Source organism: Exiguobacterium sp. NPDC077395, assembly GCF_050269125.1.
GTDB classification, from domain to species: domain Bacteria; phylum Bacillota; class Bacilli; order Exiguobacteriales; family Exiguobacteriaceae; genus Exiguobacterium; species Exiguobacterium aestuarii_A.
The window spans coordinates 702163-723688 of sequence record NZ_JBNNHU010000001.1; the positions used below are offsets into that span (position 1 = coordinate 702163).

Consider the following 21526-nt stretch of genomic DNA (forward strand, 5'->3'; position numbering starts at 1 on the left):
ATTTTAGATGATGCTACTGGTCTCGATTTATCTTTTTAACAATAATCCCACCTTCCAATTGGATAGTGGGATTTATTCAATCCAACACTCGGTTGACCCAGCGTTTGAAAAAAGGTTGTTCCGATTGTGTCACACTATGATTATCAAGCTCGACTTCTTCTATTGCCTCATTCGGAGATCTCAATTGAATCGTCATCTCGTCACCAAGCCCAGTCGTTACACCGTTTTGGAATGTAAGATGTCTCGTCACATATGCATTCGCATATAAGAAACCGCCTTTTTCCTCCACTTGCACATCCTGAATCGTATATTGGAACTGCTCGACCCAATCCCGCTGACCGAGGACGAGTCGAACGAGATCATCTTCGTGCGATAGTTTCGTTCGCTCGATATCTTCGAGCGGGGTATGTGCTTCAATTGCTACTCGTTGCGCGTCTAAGATGTCTTTGAAGTGATGTGTCGCAGCTTCCGTCGTCCATGCAGAGGATCCTGTCTTTGACTCTGTCGCATAATGGAAAAGAACAAATCCAATCAAGGTGAATAACGCCATGGCACTTACTCGTTTGAACTGTTTCATCGTCGTAGTCCCTCCACATGAATTGAAGTTCGTTCGTTACCAATCTCATAACGGGTACTATCGATTTATTCTACTGCTGGTCTATCGACCCGTGATTTGATCAAACCAACTTGCGACCAAGTCCGCGCTGCCATCTTGGAATATAAATATGGATACTCCGATCATCACAATCCCGATTAAGATCAATTCACGACGAGGATCATTCCCAATCCAAGCAAAAGAAAATACCAGAATCCCATGAATATTCCTCCTTTTTCTAATTATTCTCATTTTATTACGAATCGAACGGGCAGGCTCTACATACTTAGACTGATTTATTTTTTCGAAAAGACGGGTACATTACCTCTATGTGAACACTAAGGGGAGTGAGCTTTATGCGGAAAACGATTGTCATTGCGGGGGCGAGCGGCTATATCGGCTCGAATGTGATGGAACAGCTGAAAGAAGAGTACGATATCATCGCGTTGTCGCGATCGACGAAGAATAAAGAAGATGAAGCCCATATCACATGGCATGCCTGTGACTTATTTTCATATGAGGCAACCAGAGAAGCGTGTGAGGGAGCGGACTACGCCATGTTCCTCGTCCACTCGATGATTCCGGACGGTGGCTTGACGCAGGCGACGTTTGAAGATATGGATGCGCTCATTGCGGATAACTTCGCTCGGGCGACGAAGGCGAACGACATCGAGCAGATCGTCTATTTGAGCGGCATCATTCCGAAACAAGAGAAGACGTTGTCACGTCACTTGAAGAGCCGACTCGAGGTCGAACGCATCCTCGGCGGACAAGGCGTACCGGTAACGACGATTCGGGCGGGGCTCATTATCGGTCCGGAAGGCTCATCGTTCCCGATTTTAGTGAAACTCGTCAAACGGTTGCCGACGATGATCTTGCCACGTTGGACGAAGACGGAGACGCATCCGATCGACATCCGTGAAGCCGTTCAGGCACTCATCTCGGTCGTCGGTGCCGAGTCGCTTTATGACCGTCACATCGACATCGGCGGGCCCGAGGTGATGACGTATCGGAAGATGATTGAACAGACGGCCGAGGTTATGGACAAGCGTCGCGTTCTGCTCGACTTCCCATTCCCGACAATCAAACTGTCGCGCCTGTGGGTCATGGCCGTCACGGGTGAACCGAAGGCGACCGTCTATCCGCTCGTCGAGAGCATGGGGCATGCGATGGTGGCAGAAGATACCGTGGAAGGCATTGGACAGGGAGAGATCCCGTTTAAACAGGCTGTCGAACATGCGCTTGAAGAAGAAGAGAAGCAATCCTCAGGCGGCAAGAAGAAAAAGCAACCGAAATCGTATACCGTCCGTTCGATTCAGCGGTTCGGTCTGCCAGAGGAAAAGTCGGCGCTTTGGATGGCGGACACGTACTTCGAGTGGCTCGGTCGTTTTATGTATCCGCTCATTCAGACGACGAAAGAAGACGATGATTGGGAGATCGCACTGCTCGATCCGTCATTCGTCGCACTTCATCTATCACTTGAACAGGAAGCGACGGACGATATGGCATCCTTTGCGATTGACGGGGGGAAGTTCGTTAAATTGAGTGAAGAGGATCAGACGGGACGTCTCGAATTTAGACGATTACCGGAGTCGGATGAAGGACTCGTCGCCATCCATGAGTTCGTACCAGCACTTCCGTGGTGGTTCTATACGAAGACGCAGGCGAAAGCCCATCTCGTCGTCATGTGGTTGTTCGGTCGTCACGTGAAGTTGCTGGCGAAAGACGCGGAAGACGGCGATCAAGTCGTAGAGGCTCCGACGAATTAAATGTGATGAAGTAGTGGAAGACAGTGACCCTGTCTTCTTTTTTTATGCCCAATGGTCTCGATTTTCATCTGATTTTTAATGTTGATGTACCCATAAGACTCAAAAACAAAAATACATTGCATAACGAGGTATTAGCGTGGGAAAATTAGGTAAGTTGAATTAGGTGATGAATGGAGGGCACTATGGAAATCGATAAAGAAATGCTGAAAGGTCATATCGATACGATGATTCTGTCGTTACTCAACAATCAGGATATGTATGGTTATGAAATTGCCAAAGTCATACACACACGTACAGATGAAGCGTTCGAATTAAAAGAAGGGACACTCTACTTATCCTTAAAACGTCTTGAGAAGAAAGGGAGTGTGGAATCTTATTGGGGAGATGAGCAAGGGTCAGGGGGAAGGCGGAAGTATTATCGGATCACGACAGATGGACGAGCCGTCCTGGCACGAAAGAAAGTGGAATGGCGTCTTGTGAAACAATTGATGGACCTATTTTTGCATGAAGAAGGTGATTCGTTTGAAGCACGTGGATGAATACATTGACGAACTCTATCAAAACGCTGACCCGCGCCTTCAAGAAACCATTGAATTAAAAGAGGAGACGCGAACTCATTTAGAGCAGTCGATTCATGATTTGATGATTAAAGGTCACTCAGAGTCAGACGCCACTCGCATTGCATTCAATCGGTTTGGAGGGGCTGAGCAAGCGGAATCAATCATACATATGATGCAAATTCAACAAAATCGTTTTGCGAAACAACTGTTTCAAATCGGATTTAGCATCGCGATTGTATCGATGTTCCTATTCATCACGTCGATTGTCATTGGTGGGCGTTATGATTTGGTGTTTGCGGATGCCGTATACCTGAATATTGTTGAATCTTCAACAGATGAAGAAATGAGTCAAGCCATTCTCAAGACGAGTCGATTGATTCATGGTGTGACGATTTCAGATTACAGCAATTCTGAACAGGTCTTCTCAGATGCTAAGCGGTGGTCGGGTGCTGTGGGACTCATCTCGAATGAAATCTCATATTTGGAGAACGGATTGCTGGTTGTCATTGATGTCATTGATCCACGTAAAATCGGCAGCTTCCTTTTATTGATTGGATTGACGATTTATCTGGTCTTATCGATGGTATGGGGTGTGATCAATCTACATATAAACAGACGATTGAACGTGTGGAGTCTCGCGCTTTTATTGTTATTGAACGTGCTCGGTTATTGGATGGCCAATCAATTGGTCTCCACGGAAAAGGAGGACTAACGAATGAAGCAGCTTATTCGACGTGAATTCACTAATTTATGGACACCTCGTTCTCTCATGGTATACATCGGTATCATTTTCATCGTGCCGTTCGTGCAATTTATGACCATTCGGGATCGGTATGAGTTCTTTAGCCCAATCGAGGTGTTTGAAGAAAGTGTATCTACCATTCCTGCCATGCTGTTTCCGGTGCTAGCCATCTTAATCTTTTTGCCAAATATCTTGGCTGAATATCGGCACAATTTTTTGACGTATACACGAACACGTATTGATTTATCTGTGTATCTGGTTGCGAAAGGTTTGGTTAATGCGATTTTGAGCGGAATCGTACTATTCTCCATGATTTTCATGACGTTTTTATTTGTCATGTACGTGGAACCTCTATTCCATTTAGTTGAGTACACCGCTGTGACAGACGGAGTAGTGATCCCGACTACGACGTTTTCCTTTTTGCAAGATATTCATCCGATGCTCTATGGATTCTCTTATGCTGTTTGGATTGGTGTGAACGGGTCGTTGTATGCGACGATGGCGTATCTGTTGATTTTGACACTCGACAACTTATTTGTAGCCATCTCTATCCCATTTTTGGCATACCATATTCTTAATTTTGTGGCAGGGATTTTTCAGGTTCCGAAATTCTCGCCGCTTAGCACACTATTTCCGTTTAATATTACGGCACAACCGATTTGGACAATTTTCGTGCCATTCCTTCTTTTTCTCTCCATTGGTGTCGGCATCTATTTATTCCATCTACGGTCACGCCGGGAGTGGAGTTTTTGAGGAGGAGAAGTGATGGTCGTTGATCGATTGATGAATGAATTTACAAAAAGGAGCTGGCTCTTTGTTGGGGTCATCATCTTTCTCTATAGTTTGAGGGTAAAACGACAGATATTAGACATGGTACGTTTGAATCAGGTCGAAGTGAATGTATGGGACGGGTTTTATGCCCTTATGACGGATATGTATCTTCTGACGTACTTTGTCTTTCCTGTCATGTTATTTTTATCAGTTGGAATTTTGATTCGGGAGTATCGTCATGAGGTACTCATTCGAATGTTGACTCCACAAGCTTGGATTTACCGAACGCTAAAACTATTTTTTGTAGAGGCCGCACCGCTCTTTACCGTGTTGTTTATACTCAGTACGCTGATGATGATTGGACTGCCATATGAAGTCGGTTGGAGTGATTACACGAAGATGGTCACCGAGGTCAATGCGACGAGTGTATTGCAAAGTCGCTTCTCGCTTCCTTGGTACCCGTTACCCGTTCAACTTTGTTTATGGTTCCTTTTCCTGACGACAGTTCATTTTTCGTTAGCTGGGATTTTTCTTCTTCATGTTAAAAAAGGATGGTTGTACACACAGGCGATCTTCACATTTTTACTTGGGGTCGTTGGATTTAAACTATTTCCCGAGCAATTCTCATTTCTATCGCCGACAACATATTTATCTATTTCAATGACGTCCGTTTCGTATTCAAATTTGATTGTGGCCACGCTCATCCTGACAGGCATGATTTTGGGTCAGGGACTACTGTTCCGTCAACTTTCAACAATTCAACGAATAGAGTGGAAGCAATGGAGAGGGAACGGAGCATACCTTTTATATGCTGGGTTGGCCATCCTTCATATTTCTTACAACGGAATTTTGAATAGGAGAGAAGGGGCGACGGCTGATGAAGTGATCGTAGCAACCTTCATTGGAGTGGGGGCAGATTATTTTTCTTATTTGTCCTTTATGTCCTATGTGATTCTCTTTTTTGGTGCGACCTATATGAGTCAACTTCGCATGCAGCGAGAACTTTTGGAAATTAGTCATTACAAGTTGATTCGTTATAAGAGTCCGCATCGTTGGTTTCGCAATATTCTCCTTCAGGAGACTGTGTTCTTCTCAATCCTTACACTCAGTTTAATTGGACTGACCTTACTGATGGCATTTCTGTCGAATGTACCATTTGACGTCCATCAAACTTATCAGGGGTATACCTTCGCGAGCGTTTTAGGTTTTCTGTTTGTGAGTACTGTTTTGCAGTGTCTCGTGTATACGTTGCTCTGCTTCATGCTGTCTTGGATGATTCGAGAAGTATATGTTGTACCGACCGTTATCGGTCTGTTGTCTTTATTTTTATTTCCAAGTCTGCATGTCAACTGGTTACCAATCGGAATGAACGCGTTAATCGTTCTTGAGTCTACTTCGATGTGGACCGTTTTTATACAGTTGATTGGGGCACTTATTGTACTGATGCTCGGGATCACGTTGTTGTTAAGAAGAAGTTTGCATGTATGAGGAGGATGAATATGACTGCAGTGATCGAATTAAAAAATGTAACGAAATCCTACAAAGGCAATTTGTTATTTGATGCGGTGGATTTGACTGTTCCACAAGGGCGGATTGTCGGAATTGTCGGACCGAACGGATCTGGCAAATCCGTCTTGTTCAAAATGATGTGTGGATTTGTGTTCCCTGATCATGGAGAGGTTTACGTTGAGGAGAAACAAATTGGAAAAGAGCAACGGTTCCCGGAAGGTGTCGGTATGATTATCGATCGTCCAGGTTATATTGCCAATAAGACAGGATTTGAAAACTTAAAAGAACTGGCACAAATTCAAAATCAGATTGATGAAGAGAGAATTCGAAAGACAATGTTGATTTTGGGATTAAACCCAGACAATTCACAAAAAGTGAAAAACTATTCGCTTGGAATGAAGCAAAAACTTGCTATCGCTCAGGCGATTATGGAAAACCAACACATCTTGATTTTGGATGAAGCGTTCAATGCATTAGATCATGATAGTGTCGAATCGTTACGTGAACTATTACTTGCTTTCCGAGAAGAAGGGAAGACGATTGTAATGACGAGTCACAATCAAGAGGATATCGATTACTTATGTGAGGATGTCTATCGAATCAACCGTGGCAAGCTTGAGAAAATTGTATAAGTTGTACCGTGTAGATGTATCTAAGAGGTACGTCTTTCTGTATGTTTCAATCAAATTGATGATAGATGAGAAGAATTATTCACGTCGTATTCAACAAAAGCAATTTAAACTGATGATTAAAAGTTCTTTTGTACATTCTGTTAACGTTTTTCTCAACCCGTTTACAAGCCCTCTTTCCAGGCGTACACTAAACTCGTTTTTGAACTGATTGGAAAGAAGGAATGTATGATGCAAGACTCACTCTCCACACGTGAGATGTGGCAAAAAGACATCTCGGCCGGCATCACGGTCGGTGTCGTCGCCATCCCGCTCGCCATGGCATTCGCCATCGCCTCAGGGGTCCCGCCGGTGTATGGACTCTACACGTCCATCTTCGCAGGAATCCTCGTCAGCCTGTTCGGAGGTTCGACGTTCCAAATTGCTGGACCGACGGGAGCGTTCATCCCGATTGTCTCGGGTGTCGTTCTCGCATACGGATATGAGGGGTTGCTCGTCACGACCGTTCTTGCGGGGATCTTACTACTCCTCATGAGTGTGCTTCGGGTCGGACGGCTCATCCGCTTCATGCCCCGTGCCGTCACCATCGGCTTCACGGCCGGGATCGCCGTCGTCATCTTCGTCGACCAGCTCGATGAGTTGTTCGGGGTCACGTTTGAGAAGGCGCCACATTTTCACGAGAACTTGTTTCGTCTCGGTCAAGCGTTGCCTGAAGCGTCGAAATGGCCGATTGTCATTGCCGGAATCGGCTTTTTGACGCTTTGGCTCGTACCGAAGCTGCCGTTTCGATTACCGCTCTTACTCATGGCGATGCTCGTCCCGACGCTTGTCAGTCTCTTCATCCCGGGTGAGGTCGCGACCATCGGAAGTGCATACGGCGGCATCCCGAGCGGACTGCCGGAATTCAACTGGCTCGCGATCGACGTCGACTTGATCACCACGCTCCTTCCGTCTGCGTTCGCCATTGCCTTCCTCGGTGCGCTCGAGTCACTCTTATCGGGAACGGTCGCCGATGGGATGGCGGGGACGAAGATGAAGCCGGACAAGGAACTGTTCGGACAAGGGATCGCGAACGTGATCACGCCGTTCTTCGGCGGAATCCCTTCGACAGGTGCCATCGCTCGGACGGCGACAAACATTCAGGCGGGAGCGGTCAGCCGACGCGCCGGTGTCATTCACGGCATCACGGTCCTCGTTGCGGTGCTCATCCTCGCACCGTTCGCGAGTTACGTGCCGCTCGCCGCACTCGCTCCGATTTTGATGCGGGTCGCCTGGAACATGTCCGAGCGTCATCACGTGATGGCGATGTTACGACATCGTTCATCCGAATCGCTCGTCCTTCTCGTTACGCTACTATTGACGGTATTCGTTGATTTGGTCGTCGCCGTCGAGGTCGGGGTCATCTGTGCGCTCGCGCTCTTCGCGAAGCGGATGGCGGATACGATCGACGTGCGTGAACGGACAGAACGGTACGTCACGCGGGACGGACAAATCGTCTTCAGTGTAGAAGGCCCCCTCTTTTTCGGTGCGGTCGAGCTGTTCGAGCACGTCCTCCATCACATTCATCGGGAACCGAGCGTGTTCATCTTCAACTTCCACCGCTGCCCGGTCATCGATGTGACCGCGGTCGAGGAGTTGCGTCGTGTCGTCACCGAACTGAAAGCTGCCGACCGTCACGTCATCTTCGCGCATCTGTCACCGTCGGTCCATGCGACGCTTGCTCACTATGGGCTACTCGACGGGATGGAGACGTTCGAGACAACACAAGAGGCAATCGAGGCGTCTTAACGAACGGACAAGATGTCACCGAACGGGACGCGCCGTACTTCACCGTCGAACAGTTCGACTTCGCGCTCGGCATAATAGATGGCGTGGACGTAGCCGCGCATGCTTTTCGTCAAGCCGTCCACGAACAAGGTCACCTCGACCTGATCGCCTTCACGAATGGCGCGTTCGAGCTCGGTCTGCCAGAGATAGAGGAGCTGTTCGTCCAAATCGGGTAGCTCGATCTTTTGGATTTGGGCATAGTAACGTTTCAGTAGGGCGACGTGCTCGGGCATGAGAAATGGGATCCATTTCAATTCACCCCGGTCACGATAGCGGGTCTTGCTCATGAGGAATCGCCTCCTTGTTTATGTCCGCCAATTAAGCGTTGGCGCGTCCGAAGCGGACTGTCTTTCAGTAAGCTCGACGCCGGTCGGATCGTGCCGCGACCGAATCGGACGTTCAAACCGTCAATCAAATCGAGGAAGTCGAGCCGTTTCGCCTTCGCCCATTCGTCTTCGAAGAACGACAATTGGACGTGGTCGCTCCGTGGCTCGAGTTTGCCGAGGGCGACCGAGACGTAGCGGACGGCCTCCGTCTCTTCCCAGCCGTCTAAAAATAGTTGCAATAAGATGGGTAAAAACTCTTGCTCGTCCGCTGTGAAGCGGGGGAGCTTCTTTTGTTTACTGAACCCACCTCGGTCGCTCGTCCGCGTATAGCGTACCCCGAGATGAATCGTACCCCCGACGAGTCCCGCTTGCCGGGTCCGCATCCCGACTTCGACCGCGATTGCTTGTAGGACGAGACGGATCGAGGAGTACGTCGTGTAATCTTTCATGAGGGTGATCCCGTGTCCGATTGACTTCGGTCGTGTCCGTTTCGCCCCGAACAAGGAACTCGCCGGCAAGATGGTGGGGGACTCGTCGATGCCCCAGGCGTGATGCCAGAGTTCGGCACCGATGACGCCGAATTTTTCATGAAGTGACTCCAGGGGGTAACGGGCCAAATCACCAATCGTGAAAATGCCGAGCCGTTGCAAGTGAACCGCCATCTTCGTCCCGACGCCCCACATCTTCTCGATTGGGGCAGGGTGAATCAGTCGCTCGACGTCATGGAGGAAACATGTGGCGACCCCTTTCTTTTTCGCATGCAAGTCGAGGACGAGCTTGGCGAGGACGTTGTTCGGTCCGATGCCAATCGTCACAGGGATGCCCGTATAGCGAAAAATCGTCGCACGCATGAGGTGGGCGACGTGCTCGTCACTTCCGAATAGCCGCTCCGTCCCCGTCATGTCGACGAGCGTCTCGTCAATCGAGTAGACGCGAATCGCTTCGGGCGGAGCGAACTGATGAAGGATGTGGATGATTTGGATGGAGACGTTCAAGTAATGACTCATCCGCGCCTCGGCATACAAAACATCCCGCCGTTCGTGCCACGGAAGACGGTCGATGTGGAAGCGACGCGACCCGGTCTTGATGCCGAGCTGCTTCATCTTCGGGGTCGCCGCCAGGACGAGCGCCCCGCTATCCTGGAGGTTCGAGAGGACGACGAGCTTCGTGTGGTAAGGATTTTTGTTGTGCGCGGCACACTCGCAACTGGCATAGAACGAGACGCTGTCGATACAAAAGATTCGTCTGCGCATCGTCACCACTCCTTTTTACGAACAAATGTTCTGTTTTTCTCATCGTAACACGGTCTCACGCCGTCTCAAATAGTGAATTGAAAATATTTTTACAAAGACTTTTTGAAAATTAACCAAAATTTATAGGTTTTTAACATGACAAAAACCAACTTTTAGGAATTTTTCGTAAAAAAATCTCCGAATTCACTCGATTTTCGTTATAATAGACGAGTATGTAACAGATGAATTGACAGAAAGATGGAGGCTATTAGTGTGATCCAATTTGTAAAACAATTAACGAATGATCAAAGCCGGCGTTTGAAAGCGTACGAACGACGGGTCGCGCGAATCAACGAATTAGAGACAACGATGCAAGCACTCTCGGATGACGAGATGCGTACATATACGGAGACGCTCAAGGCACGTCTCCTAGATGGAAAGACAGTCGATGACATCGCCGAAGAAGGGTTCGCCCTCGTTCGCGAAGCATCGGTCCGCGTGCTCGGGATGCGTCATTACGACGTCCAGCTCATCGGTGGATTTGCCCTTCTCGAAGGGAACATCTCGGAGATGCCGACAGGGGAAGGAAAGACGCTCGTCGCCGCTTTGCCGAGTTACGTCAAGGCGCTTGAAGGAAAAGGGGTCCACGTCATCACCGTGAACGATTATTTGGCGAGACGTGACGCCGAACAAATCGGTAAAATCCATGACTTCCTCGGTTTGACGGTCGGCTTGAACGTGCCGGACATCGAACCGGATGAGAAGCGTGCCGCTTATCAGGCAGATATCACGTACGGGGTCGGGACCGAGTTCGGTTTCGACTATTTGCGTGACCACCTCGTCGGGAAGCCGGAAGAGCGCGTCCAGCGCCCGTTCCATTTCGCCCTCGTCGACGAAGTGGACAGCATCTTGATCGATGAGGCGAAGACGCCGCTCATCATCGCACAAAAGGACCGCTCGCACATCCGCTTGAAACAGCTCGCACAACAAGTCATCTCGAACTTTGAAGAGACGGACTATGAAGTCGATTTGGAGTCGAAGGCGGCCTCGTTCACAGAAGCGGGGATCACTAAGGTCGAAGAGTTGTTCGCCATCGACAACTTATTCAGTGCGTCGCATCAGGTGCTCTACCACTATCTCGTCCAGGCGCTCCGTGCGAACGTGTTGTTCGAACTCGATGTCGACTATATCGTCCGTGACGACAAGATCGAGCTGATCGACTTGTTCACGGGACGTATCATGGAAGGACGTAGCCTCTCGGAAGGATTGCATCAGGCGCTTGAGGCGAAAGAAGGCGTTACGATTACCGAGGAGAATAAGACGACGGCGGAGATCACGATCCAGCATTACTTCCGCATGTATCCGCTCGTCGGCGGGATGACGGGTACGGCACAGACGTCACGCCAAGAGTTCTTGAAGACGTACAACATGGACGTCGTGCAAGTGCCGACGAACCGTGAACGGAAACGAATCGACCATCCGGACCGCATCTTCATGACGATCGAACAGAAGTATGCGGCCGTGACGGAAAAAGTCGACGAATTGCATGCGATGGGACGTCCGGTCTTGATCGGAACGACATCGATCGCGCAATCCGAGGCGATCAGCAAACATTTGAAGAAGAAACGGATCAAACACGACGTGTTGAATGCGAAGACGGTCGCGCAAGAAGCCGACATCATCGCCGACGCCGGACAGTTCGGGAAAGTGACGATCGCGACGAACATGGCCGGACGCGGAACGGACATCATGCTCGATGCGAAATCGAAAGCAGCAGGTGGACTATTCGTCGTCGGGACGGAACGTCATGAGTCGCAACGTGTCGACAACCAGCTTCGTGGACGCTCTGGGCGCCAAGGTGACCCAGGGGAGACCGAGTTCTTCGTCTCGCTCGAAGATGAAATTGTGAAACGATATGCCGCACAAAAACTAGAGCGCGTCGAGAAGAAACTGAAACCGAATGCGACCGGTGAGATCTCGTCAAAAGAAGCGATCGATGTGGTGGAATACGCCCAGACGACGATTGAAGGAATCGGCGTATCGATCCGCGACTACTTGTTCAAGCTCGATGACGTCTTGAACGAACAACGGAACATCATCTATACGATTCGCGACCAGGCCGTCAATGCTGATGCGGATGCCATCACGAAAAACGTGCTCAGCATGATGCGTCTCGCCCTTGAGAACAGTATCGACATGCACGTCTCGGACGAACTTGTTCCGGAAGAATGGCCAGTCGCCGAATTGAAAGAAGACTTGCGCTATTTGACGATGCAAGAGCCGACTTGGTCGAATGACATCGCGGATACGTATGAATTGAAAGAAGCGTTGAAGGATTGGATGGAAGAAATCATCCAAAAAACAGAAGCGCGCCTTACGCGAGAAGACGTCGTCTTATTCACGAAAGAGTCGCTCCTTCGTGCCCTTGACACGAAATGGACGGACCACTTGACGATGATGAGCGGATTGAAAGAAGGAATCGGTCTACGGAGCTATGCCCAAGAAGATCCAAGTCGTCTCTTCAGCAAAGAAGGGTTGGACATCTTCGAACAGACGTATGTCAACATCGCCCGTGACGTGACGGTAGAACTATGCCAGCTCGACCTTTACTTCGTTGAGACGGCAGAGGAGGAAGTGTAATGTTAGGATTTCGTAAGCGAAAACAAATCGAGACAGGCAAAACGGAAGAAGGGCGTCAGTTGACGCTCGTCTTCGATGATGAGATGGGAATCCCGAAAGAAGATGAGTACGTCTTCCGTTATCATGCGAAACGACTCCCGGCACTTCTCGACAACCAGCTCTCAATCGAACTGTTGAGCGCCGAGTCGCTCGGTCAGGACTTGTCGATTGTCGCGTTGTTCCGCAACACGCTCCCGAGTTCGTTTGAAATCAACGAACTTCCGGTCTTATTGCTCGATGCGAACAACATGCCGCTCGGACGAAAAGTGTTGGAACGTTCGGCGCTGCCGAACTTCGAGCCGTGGACGAGTAAGCCCGTCTACCTCGATTTCCTTCAAGATGAATTGTTTGGAGAAATCGATTCGTCATCACCACTTCGTCTCGTCTTCCAAATGAACCCGATCGACGCGATCCAAGCCATCTCACGCGAGGCGATGGAACAGTTCTCGGCAGGGGCGTGGCAACAAGTGATGCGCACGAACGTTGCGACTCCACCGGTCGGAGAAGACGAGTTTAACATGATGCTCGTCGCCGTCGAACAAGATGAGATGCGTGTCACGACGACACTCCTTCTCCGAAACGGCTATGCCCACGATTTGAATGTGGAACAACTCCCACTCGAACTCATGAGTGGAGAAGAAGTTGTCGGTCTCACGACAATCCGTCTCGAGAACCCGGTCCACAGCAAACATGCCTACCCGATTTCCGTCACATTCGAGAACATGGAAGGGGACGGCCCGTTCACCGTACGGATTAAACGCTCATAAGACGAAAGACCTAATTTCTGTAAAGGAAATTGGGTCTTTTTTATACAAAATTTTAATAGAAGGTCAACGAGGCTGGTGTTATATTGAGTATGGTTAGACACTTATCAACCAGACAAAGGGGACAATCACATGAAAAGTGCATTGAAATGGTCGATCGCGACCGCGCTCGTATTACCAACCGTTTTACCGCTACAGGCACCGAACGTTTTGGCAGAGGTCGATGAGGATATCGTCAAGCTCCGTTTCTTGGAGACGACAGACCTACATACGAACATCACGAACTATGACTACTTCCAAGACAAGGTCGACAATACAATCGGGTTGACGAAAGTCGCGACACTCATCAATGAACATCGTACAGCCGCTGGGGAAGCGAACACGTTCTTGTTCGATAACGGCGATACGATTCAAGGGACACCGTTTGGCGACTACGTCCGTGAGCTTCAAGCGGGCAAGAATGAAGCGTTCGAACATCCGATGTATAAGGCGATGGCAGCACTAAACTATGACGCCGTCACACTCGGGAACCACGAGTTCAACTTCGGGCTCGAATTCTTGTACAACGCGATGGAAGGATCGAAAGGGAAGCTCCGTTTCGTCAACTCGAACGTTAAAGACTTAGAAGGCAACCCGATCGTCTCGAAGTTCAACGTGGATGGACAAGAGGTCCAAATCATCGAACGGACGGTCACGGACACAGACGGAGAAACACATACAATCAAAGTCGGTGTGTTCGGTGTCGTGCCGCCGAAAATCATGTCATGGGATTCAGGGAACCTACAAGGCCGCGTGACGGCAGAGGACATCATCCCATCGGCGCGTGAATCGGTTCAAAAGTTGAAAGACCAAGGAGCAGACGTCGTCGTCGCGCTCGCGCACTCAGGCATCGGCGAAAGTGCAGCACTTGCGGACGAACAACTCGACAGCGAAGAGAACGTCGGATATGCGCTCACGAAGATTGATGGGCTCGATATGGTTATGACGGGGCACCAGCACGGTCGCTTCCCGGATGCGAAAGGTACGTTCGCGTCGTTCCCGAACGTCGATATGGCAAAAGGGACGATCAATGGCAAACCGGTCGTCATGGCGAACAACCAAGGGAAGGACCTCGGCGTCATCGATTTCGAACTCGAACTCGTCGACGGCAAATGGCAGATTCTTGACGCATCAGCTGCGCTCGACACGGTGACAGCCGATACGGCGGTCGACCCGACAATTCAGGCGTTGATCGAAGACGACCACTTGGCGACGATTGACTACATCAACCAGCCGGTCGGTCAAATTCAAGACGATATTCAAAGCTACTTCGCGCTCGTCCGTGACGATGCGTCGGTCCAGTTCGTGACGAACGCACAGAAATGGTACGTCGAGAAAGAACTCGAGACGAACCCTGAGCTTTCACCTTACAAAGGCCTGCCACTCTTGTCGGCAGGAGCGCCGTTCAAAGCGGGCGGTCGTGAGTTGACGGACGCGAGCTATTATACGAACATCCCGAAAGGTCAAATCGCCTTGAAGAACGTGGCTGACCTATATGTCTATCCGAACACGCTTGAAGTCGTCAAAGTGACAGGGAAAGATGTGATGGACTGGCTCGAGATGTCAGCGGGGGCATATGACCAAATCGAGACAGATGGGGAAAACCTCCTCAACCTCCAGTTCCGTAGCTATAACTTCGACGTCCTCGACGGCTTGACGTATGAGATCGATGTCACAGGTCCGGCGAAGTTTGATGTCGGCGGGAAGCTCGTCAACGAGAACGCAAACCGCGTGAAGAACGTCGAGTATAACGGTCAACCGATCACGATGGACCAAGAGTTCTTGGTCGCGACGAACAACTACCGTGCCGGTTCGTCTTCATTCCCGGGTCTCGGTGGCGGGAAGAACATCGTCTATCGCTCAGCGTATGAGACACGTAACGTCATCTCGGACTATATCGTGTCGAGCGGCAGCAACTTGGACTATAAAGCCGACAACAACTGGAAGATTGTCGCGGACGCGAAACGTTCTGTGACATTTGAGACAGCAGATGCCGGCAAGCAGTACTTGAACCTTTACGAAGGCATCGAAGCGACAGACGCGACTCGTGCGGATGCAGCGGGTCGACTCTTCCGAACATATACGCTCGGTCTCGAGCCGACAGCACCAGAGTTCGTATTAACCCTCACGGTGGATACGATCAAACCAGGTTCAAAACGCGTGACGGGTATGACAGCTCCTGGGGCTGACGTGACGCTTCGCGACGGCAATCGCGTATTGGCTGAGACGGTCGCAAATGAGAACGGGGAATATGTACTGTCTGTCAAACCGCTCAAGCTTCGCCAAACAGTCGAAGTCGTCAGTGAAAAAGACGGTCAGACGAAGTCAGAAATGAAAGTCGTCGGTGCCGGCCACGTCGGTGAACCAGCGCTTCGTTAATTGGAAATGAGCTTCCTGAATGGGGGCTCATTTTTTGTGGCAAAAATGTGAATGAAAACCCTTACATTACATAGAATCTTCTTGTATAATCAAACATGTAATCGGTTACATGACACATGTAAACCGAAGAGCTGACGGGGATCAGCTACATATGGACGGAAAAGGGGACTGACAGATGATTACATTCTTTGTCGCACTCGCACTACTTTTGGTCGGGTATTTGGTATATGGTCGTTACGTCGAGAAGACGTTCGGCATCAAGGAAGAGCGGACGACGCCCGCTTACGCTTCCCAGGACGGCATCGACTACGTGCCGATGGGTAAAAAGCGGAACTCGATGATTCAATTACTGAACATCGCCGGTGTCGGACCAATCTTTGGACCGATCATGGGGGCGCTCTACGGACCGGTCGCATTTCTTTGGATCGTCTTCGGATCGATTTTTGCCGGGGCGGTACACGACTATTTGACAGGAATGATTTCCCTTCGGAATAACGGGGCACACTTGCCACAACTAGCGGAGAAGTTCCTCGGACGCTCGCTCCGTCATATCGTCAACGGATTCGCACTTTTACTTCTGTTACTCGTCGGAACAGTGTTCGTCACGTCTCCGAGTAACATGATCAACAACTTGTTTGATGGGAACGCATCGACGCTCATGTTCGTCATCTTCGGCGTATTCGCCTACTATATCTTGGCGACGCTCCTTCCAGTCGATAAGATTATCGGACGCATCTACCCGTTCTTCGGGGCATTACTCGTCGTCAGTGCTATCGGGATCGCGGTCAGCTTGTTCGCACAAGGCTACCAAATCCCAGAAATGACATTGACGAACATGCATCCGGACGGCTTGCCGATTTGGCCGCTCCTCTTCTTCACGATTTCGTGTGGGGCGCTCTCAGGCTTCCATGCGACACAGTCCCCGATCATCTCGCGGACGACGATGAAAGAAAGCAACGGCCGTGAAATTTTCTACGGTATGATGATTGCCGAAGCCGTCATCGCCATGATTTGGGCTGGGGCTGCGATGGCCATCTTCGAGCCAGGTGAATTGCTCGGACTCATCAACTCAGGGACGCCGGCACTCGTCGTCCAAGAAGTGGCGACACTCATGCTCGGTAGCATCGGTGGGACACTCGCGATTCTCGGTGTCATCGTATTACCAATCACATCAGGCGACACGGCATTCCGTAGCGCCCGTATGATCATCGCGGACTACTTGTCGATCGCGCAGAAGAAGTTCTCATCACGTCTCTGGATCGCACTGCCACTCTTCGCGATCTCATATGTGCTCACGAACATGGACTTCCAGATGCTCTGGCAATACTTCAACTGGGCGAACCAGACGACGGCGGTCATCGCACTGTTCGTCGGGGCGATGTACCTCTACATTAAAGGGAAGAACCATTACATCGCGCTCCTTCCGGGGACGTTCATGTTGTATGCGGTCTGGTTCTATATTTTGACGGCACCAATCGGATTCAAGCTGGACGGGGTCCTACCGTATGTCATTTCGACACTCGGGACGTTGACGCTGCTCGTCTTGTTCCACAAACGGGCACGCGCGATGCGGGCTGCACAAATGGAATGTGACATTCCGGTGAAAGAAGTCGCATAATCTCGACACGGGCTAATCGGTAGCCCGTGTTTTTGATTGCGTTCAAATCGGGAAATGTCCATACTAGAGGGAACAGTTATGGAAGGTGGGAGCATATGAAACAAGAACAACTCAAAGAGATGCTCCATGCCGACACGCTCGGGGAAGAGATCGCGAGCGCGATCACGCACGGCTTAGGAGTCATCTTCAGCATCGTCGCCCTCGTCCTACTCGTCATGAGTGCGACGGAAAGTGGGAGCACGTGGAACGTCACGGCGGTCAGCGTGTTCGGGGCATCGATGATTTTACTCTACTTATTCTCGACGCTCATGCACGCCATCCCGCATCCACGAGCGAAGCGGGTGCTACAAGTGTTCGACCACGCGGGGATTTACTTACTCATCGCCGGAAGCTATACGCCGTTTGCCCTCGTGACGCTTCACGGGACGCTCGGCTGGACGTTGTTCGGGATCGTATGGGGTGTGGCGATTCTCGGAATCGTCTGGAAACTGTTTTCGACCGGGAAGTATATGTGGGTGTCGAATGTGACGTATCTCGCACTCGGCTGGATCTGCATCATCGCCATCCGTCCGTTATATGAATCACTCGGTCATCAAGGGTTCATGCTTCTCCTCGCAGGAGGGATTGCCTATTCGGTCGGCATCGTGTTTTATGTGTGGCAAAAACTGCCGTTCAACCATGCGATTTGGCACTTGTTCGTCCTAGCGGGAAGTGTGTTCATCTTCCTCAGTATTTTGCTCTATGTCGCACCTTCGACAAGCCTATAAGACAGCCGTCCTACGGGGCGTCTGTCTTTTTTGAAAAGTTGGGAAGAAAGTGCTGCAAACGGTTACAAAAATACAGACGAATTGACGTTTGTGTGTCATAATAATTGCAGACATCATCATAGAGATAGATGGGTGTAAAAGTAAGGGGGAAAATCAGATGGAAAAAGTGTTGCGCGATGGATTTATCTACATGTCACAAAACAAAACACTCAACAGTTTGGCGAAGAAATATGGCCTACGATTTGGTGCATCACGCTTTGTAGCAGGGGAAGACTTTAAGGCTTCCGTTCCGACGATTCGCGAACTCAACGCGAAAGGGTTGTCGGTCACGGTCGATCACCTCGGGGAATTTATTAAGACGGTGGAAGAAGCGAATACGAATCGTGACGAAATCATTCGTGCGATTGAAATTATGGCAGAAGAGCAATTAGACGCCTATATGTCCCTTAAATTGACGTCACTCGGATTCGACATCTCGGACGAGTTGATTGAAGACAACATGCGTCAAATTTTGACGGTCGCACAAAGAGTCGGGGTCTTTGTGGCCATCGATATGGAAGATGAGCAGCGTTGTGAGAAGACACTCGAGTTGTTCAAGAAGCTGAAAGCTGAATTTGACGGTCTCGGAACGGTCATCCAATCGTACTTGTATCGCTCGGAAGATGACATCAATCACCTCGCACCGCTCAAGCCGAACCTCCGGATTGTCAAAGGGGCATATAAAGAGCCGGCGACGGTCGCGTTCCCTGAAAAAGAGGACGTCGACCATAACTACGTGAAGCTCGTCAAACTCCATCTTGCGAACGGGAACTACGCATCCATCGCGACACACGATGACCATATGATTGACGCCGTCATCGAGCACGTCAAAGAAAACAACATCCCACTCGACCAGTTCGAATTCCAGATGTTATACGGCATCCGCGTCGAGCGTCAACTCGAGCTCGTACGCCAAGGCTATAAAGTCCGCGTCTACGTGCCATACGGCCGTGACTGGTACGGTTACTTCATGCGCCGCCTCGCGGAGCGTCCGGCGAACGTGGCGTTCGTATTAAAAGGAATGGTGAAGAAATAAAATAAGCACACGAGTTCACGTTGAACTTGTGTGCTTTTCTGTGTGGAGATGTTTTTCGAGTATCCGATCGATTTCACTTTGTTCGACTTCGGTAATCCCATCTTTCATTTTCGGGATAATCAAAGCTTCATCCTCTTCATAATAAAGGAAGCGATACGACTCGTCTTGATATACGCGAAGAATAGATGTCCAAGGAATTTGTGTCGTACGGTGGATACTACCGCGAACGGCTTGCATTTCGACATGAGTTTCAGAAAACTGAAGCTTAATGTCTTTTGGCCAAACGTTCTGTTTTTTGAGGGTGCGACGGATCTGCCAAAGGTAGAGTGGGGCATGTAAATCTTTTAACAGCGGTCTAAGTAATAGGGCGAACAACATCCCAATTCCGAATGTGATCAACAATTTGGTCATCGTCGATTCGAGATTAGGAAATAATAAGATTGTAGCAATGAACCCAAGCGCGAATAGCGGAATATTCATATATTTCAACCATACGCTGCGAATTCGTTTATGTTGATCAGAATGGTGAATCATGTCGTTTTGGAAAGCTGAAAAATCTTCAAGCGTCAGTTTGTACGTGGTGACCATAACATCTGCTCCTTTGTAGTTTGTCATATGCATGTATGTCTAGGGAGTATTGAACCTTGAATATAGTTGTTTAGAGAGTGATATTTAAGTATTTTTGTAACAAGTGATTGATGGTTGTTTGATTAGTCTCACGCAACTTTCGCTTCGGTATAATAATTGCTTCCGTCGCTTCGATGTATAGATAATAGTTGGTTTCGTCTTCACTTACTCTTTCAATTGCTTTCCATGAGACTCGAACCTGTTTATTGACGGCGTTGTGGAGAGAGTTGACTTCAATTCCGTTCTCATAAATTGATAATGTCAAGTCACGTGGCCATTTCGATTCCTGTCGAAATATGGAACGCAATAGTTTCAGCCTAATTGTAAAATGCACTTTCTTGAAGAATGGGAACAAGAGAAGCGGTGCTACAACAGCGGTACCGACAGCGAGTATGAGGATGATGGCGGCGGACATTGTTTCAGGTAACAAGGTGATTGCGAGGGCAAATCCATAAAAAGCTGTCAGCAACATGAGTACAATCGTGATAAGTAAAGATTTCCGTTTTTCCGAAACCGAGTTTTCAATAAAATTTTTTTGTAGCATGAAAAAATCATTTTTTGTCAATTGATAATGAATCATCTATCATTAACTCCTTCCTTTCATCTGATTAACGAAGTAATATCTGTTAACCACTGTATCATGTAGTGGATTAATTTCCCATAAAAACAGACTCAGTACATGATGACTGAGCCTGTTTCAAAATTATCCATTAATCACTGTACCACCATTGACGTGAATGACTTGACCACTGACGTACGTCGAGTCATCGCTTGCAAGATAGACGTATGCAGGTGCGAGTTCAGCCGGTTGCCCCGGACGTTTCATACCGGAAGAATCCCCGAACGATTTCACTTTCTCTGCGTCAAATGTCGACGGGATGAGCGGTGTCCAAATCGGTCCCGGGGCGACCCCGTTGACGCGAATCTTTTTGTCCGCCAAGTTTTTGGCGAGCGAGCGAGTGAAGGCGGTGATGGCACCTTTCGTCGACGCATAGTCGATTAGCTGATCGTTTCCTTCATATGCCGTGATCGAAGTTGTATTGATGATGCTCGCTCCTTCTTTTAAGTAGGGGAGCGCGGCTTTCGTTAAGTAGAACATGCTGAAGATGTTCGTGCGGAACGTCTTCTCGAGCTGTTCGTCCGAGATGTCGAGGAGTGATTCCTGCGGATGCTGCTCGGCGGCGTTATTGACGAGGATGTCGATGTGACCGAACGTCTCGAGCGTCTCCTCGACGATTCGTTGACAGAAGGAAGATTCCCCGAGGTCTCCCTGTAGCAAGAGACAGGCTTGGCCCAAGTCTTCAATCCGTTCTTTCGTCGCTTCCGCGTCCTCGAGCTCGTTTTGGTCCTTATAAACGATGACCGAGTTCGCACCTTCATGGGCGAAGAAGATGGCGACCGATTTCCCAATCCCGGAATCCCCACCGGTGATGATCGCGACCTTGTCTTTTAACTTGTCACTTCCCTTATAGTCTTCCCGTTCATAGATGGGGAAGGGCTCCATCTTCGAATCGATTCCTGGTTGATGCGCCTGTTCTTGTGCGTCCTTTTTAAACGACTCAAAATCCTTTCGACTACCTGCAGTGTTCAGACGATTATCGCGCATGCGTACATTCCC

Annotated in this window: 19 protein-coding genes; 13 read left to right on the top strand and 6 right to left on the bottom strand. The window is 49.4% G+C overall.

Features of this window, described 5'->3' with window-relative positions; translation table 11 throughout:
• Positions 1-76: 76 nt before the first annotated feature.
• Positions 77-577, bottom strand: coding sequence for a hypothetical protein (locus ACQKD4_RS03615; protein ID WP_427372498.1), 501 nt, complete (start codon positions 575-577; stop codon positions 77-79).
• A 374-nt stretch (positions 578-951) separates the two neighbouring features.
• Between ACQKD4_RS03615 and ACQKD4_RS03620 the strand changes: the two genes are divergently transcribed.
• From ACQKD4_RS03620 to ACQKD4_RS03650, 7 genes are all read left to right on the top strand, one after another.
• Positions 952-2364 carry an NAD-dependent epimerase/dehydratase family protein gene (locus tag ACQKD4_RS03620; RefSeq protein WP_427372499.1) on the top strand — a complete coding sequence of 471 codons (1413 nt, stop codon included), beginning with the start codon at positions 952-954 and terminating at the stop codon, positions 2362-2364.
• A gap of 182 nt (positions 2365-2546) precedes the next feature.
• Entirely contained in the window at positions 2547-2903 is a 357-nt protein-coding gene (locus ACQKD4_RS03625; protein WP_427372500.1) for a PadR family transcriptional regulator, read from the top strand.
• The gene (locus ACQKD4_RS03630) at positions 2896-3636 is read left to right on the top strand and encodes a permease prefix domain 1-containing protein (protein ID WP_427373263.1); all 741 of its coding nucleotides are present in this window, start codon (positions 2896-2898) and stop codon (positions 3634-3636) included. Before ACQKD4_RS03625 ends, ACQKD4_RS03630 begins: the two co-directional genes overlap by 8 nt.
• A 3-nt stretch (positions 3637-3639) precedes the next feature.
• Positions 3640-4419 carry an ABC transporter permease gene (locus tag ACQKD4_RS03635; RefSeq protein ID WP_427372501.1) on the top strand — a complete coding sequence of 260 codons (780 nt, stop codon included), beginning with the start codon at positions 3640-3642 and terminating at the stop codon, positions 4417-4419.
• Between the two features lie 12 nt (positions 4420-4431).
• Positions 4432-5925, top strand: coding sequence for a hypothetical protein (locus tag ACQKD4_RS03640; protein WP_427372502.1), 1494 nt, complete (start codon positions 4432-4434; stop codon positions 5923-5925).
• An 11-nt stretch (positions 5926-5936) separates the two neighbouring features.
• Complete coding sequence (locus tag ACQKD4_RS03645; RefSeq protein ID WP_427372503.1) at positions 5937-6578, top strand: ATP-binding cassette domain-containing protein; 642 nt, start codon at positions 5937-5939, stop codon at positions 6576-6578.
• Positions 6579-6806: 228 nt separating this feature from the next.
• A complete protein-coding gene (locus tag ACQKD4_RS03650) occupies positions 6807-8363 on the top strand; it encodes a SulP family inorganic anion transporter (RefSeq protein WP_427372504.1) in 1557 nt (518 codons plus the stop codon).
• On the opposite strand, the gene ACQKD4_RS03655 is transcribed toward ACQKD4_RS03650, so the two are convergent.
• Complete coding sequence (locus ACQKD4_RS03655; RefSeq protein ID WP_214746123.1) at positions 8360-8689, bottom strand: YolD-like family protein; 330 nt, start codon at positions 8687-8689, stop codon at positions 8360-8362. The two genes, ACQKD4_RS03650 and ACQKD4_RS03655, sit on opposite strands and share 4 nt — an antisense overlap.
• The gene (locus tag ACQKD4_RS03660) at positions 8686-9981 is read right to left on the bottom strand and encodes a DNA polymerase thumb domain-containing protein (RefSeq protein ID WP_427372505.1); all 1296 of its coding nucleotides are present in this window, start codon (positions 9979-9981) and stop codon (positions 8686-8688) included. Before ACQKD4_RS03660 ends, ACQKD4_RS03655 begins: the two co-directional genes overlap by 4 nt.
• 252 nt (positions 9982-10233) lie before the next feature.
• On the opposite strand from ACQKD4_RS03660, the gene secA2 reads away from it, so the two are divergent.
• From secA2 to ACQKD4_RS03690, 6 genes are all read left to right on the top strand, one after another.
• A complete protein-coding gene (secA2, locus tag ACQKD4_RS03665) occupies positions 10234-12600 on the top strand; it encodes an accessory Sec system translocase SecA2 (RefSeq protein WP_427372506.1) in 2367 nt (788 codons plus the stop codon).
• A complete protein-coding gene (locus tag ACQKD4_RS03670) occupies positions 12600-13406 on the top strand; it encodes an SLAP domain-containing protein (protein WP_427372507.1) in 807 nt (268 codons plus the stop codon). Before secA2 ends, ACQKD4_RS03670 begins: the two co-directional genes overlap by 1 nt.
• 129 nt (positions 13407-13535) lie before the next feature.
• A complete protein-coding gene (locus tag ACQKD4_RS03675) occupies positions 13536-15821 on the top strand; it encodes a bifunctional 2',3'-cyclic-nucleotide 2'-phosphodiesterase/3'-nucleotidase (protein WP_427372508.1) in 2286 nt (761 codons plus the stop codon).
• A 175-nt stretch (positions 15822-15996) separates the two neighbouring features.
• Entirely contained in the window at positions 15997-17439 is a 1443-nt protein-coding gene (locus ACQKD4_RS03680; RefSeq protein ID WP_427372509.1) for a carbon starvation CstA family protein, read from the top strand.
• Positions 17440-17534: 95 nt separating this feature from the next.
• Positions 17535-18206 carry a PAQR family membrane homeostasis protein TrhA gene (gene trhA, locus ACQKD4_RS03685; RefSeq protein WP_051829405.1) on the top strand — a complete coding sequence of 224 codons (672 nt, stop codon included), beginning with the start codon at positions 17535-17537 and terminating at the stop codon, positions 18204-18206.
• 157 nt (positions 18207-18363) lie between these two features.
• Complete coding sequence (locus ACQKD4_RS03690) at positions 18364-19281, top strand: proline dehydrogenase family protein (RefSeq protein ID WP_214795503.1); 918 nt, start codon at positions 18364-18366, stop codon at positions 19279-19281.
• Positions 19282-19296: 15 nt separating this feature from the next.
• Here the strand turns inward: ACQKD4_RS03690 and ACQKD4_RS03695 are convergent, their stop codons facing one another.
• From ACQKD4_RS03695 to ACQKD4_RS03705, 3 genes are all read right to left on the bottom strand, one after another.
• A complete protein-coding gene (locus tag ACQKD4_RS03695) occupies positions 19297-19869 on the bottom strand; it encodes a YcxB family protein (protein ID WP_427372510.1) in 573 nt (190 codons plus the stop codon).
• Positions 19870-19939: 70 nt separating this feature from the next.
• Positions 19940-20488 carry a YcxB family protein gene (locus ACQKD4_RS03700; RefSeq protein WP_214760095.1) on the bottom strand — a complete coding sequence of 183 codons (549 nt, stop codon included), beginning with the start codon at positions 20486-20488 and terminating at the stop codon, positions 19940-19942.
• A gap of 123 nt (positions 20489-20611) precedes the next feature.
• On the bottom strand, positions 20612-21514 hold the full coding sequence (locus ACQKD4_RS03705) for an SDR family oxidoreductase (RefSeq protein ID WP_214820570.1): 903 nt from the start codon (positions 21512-21514) through the stop codon (positions 20612-20614).
• Between the last annotated feature and the right edge of the window lie 12 nt (positions 21515-21526).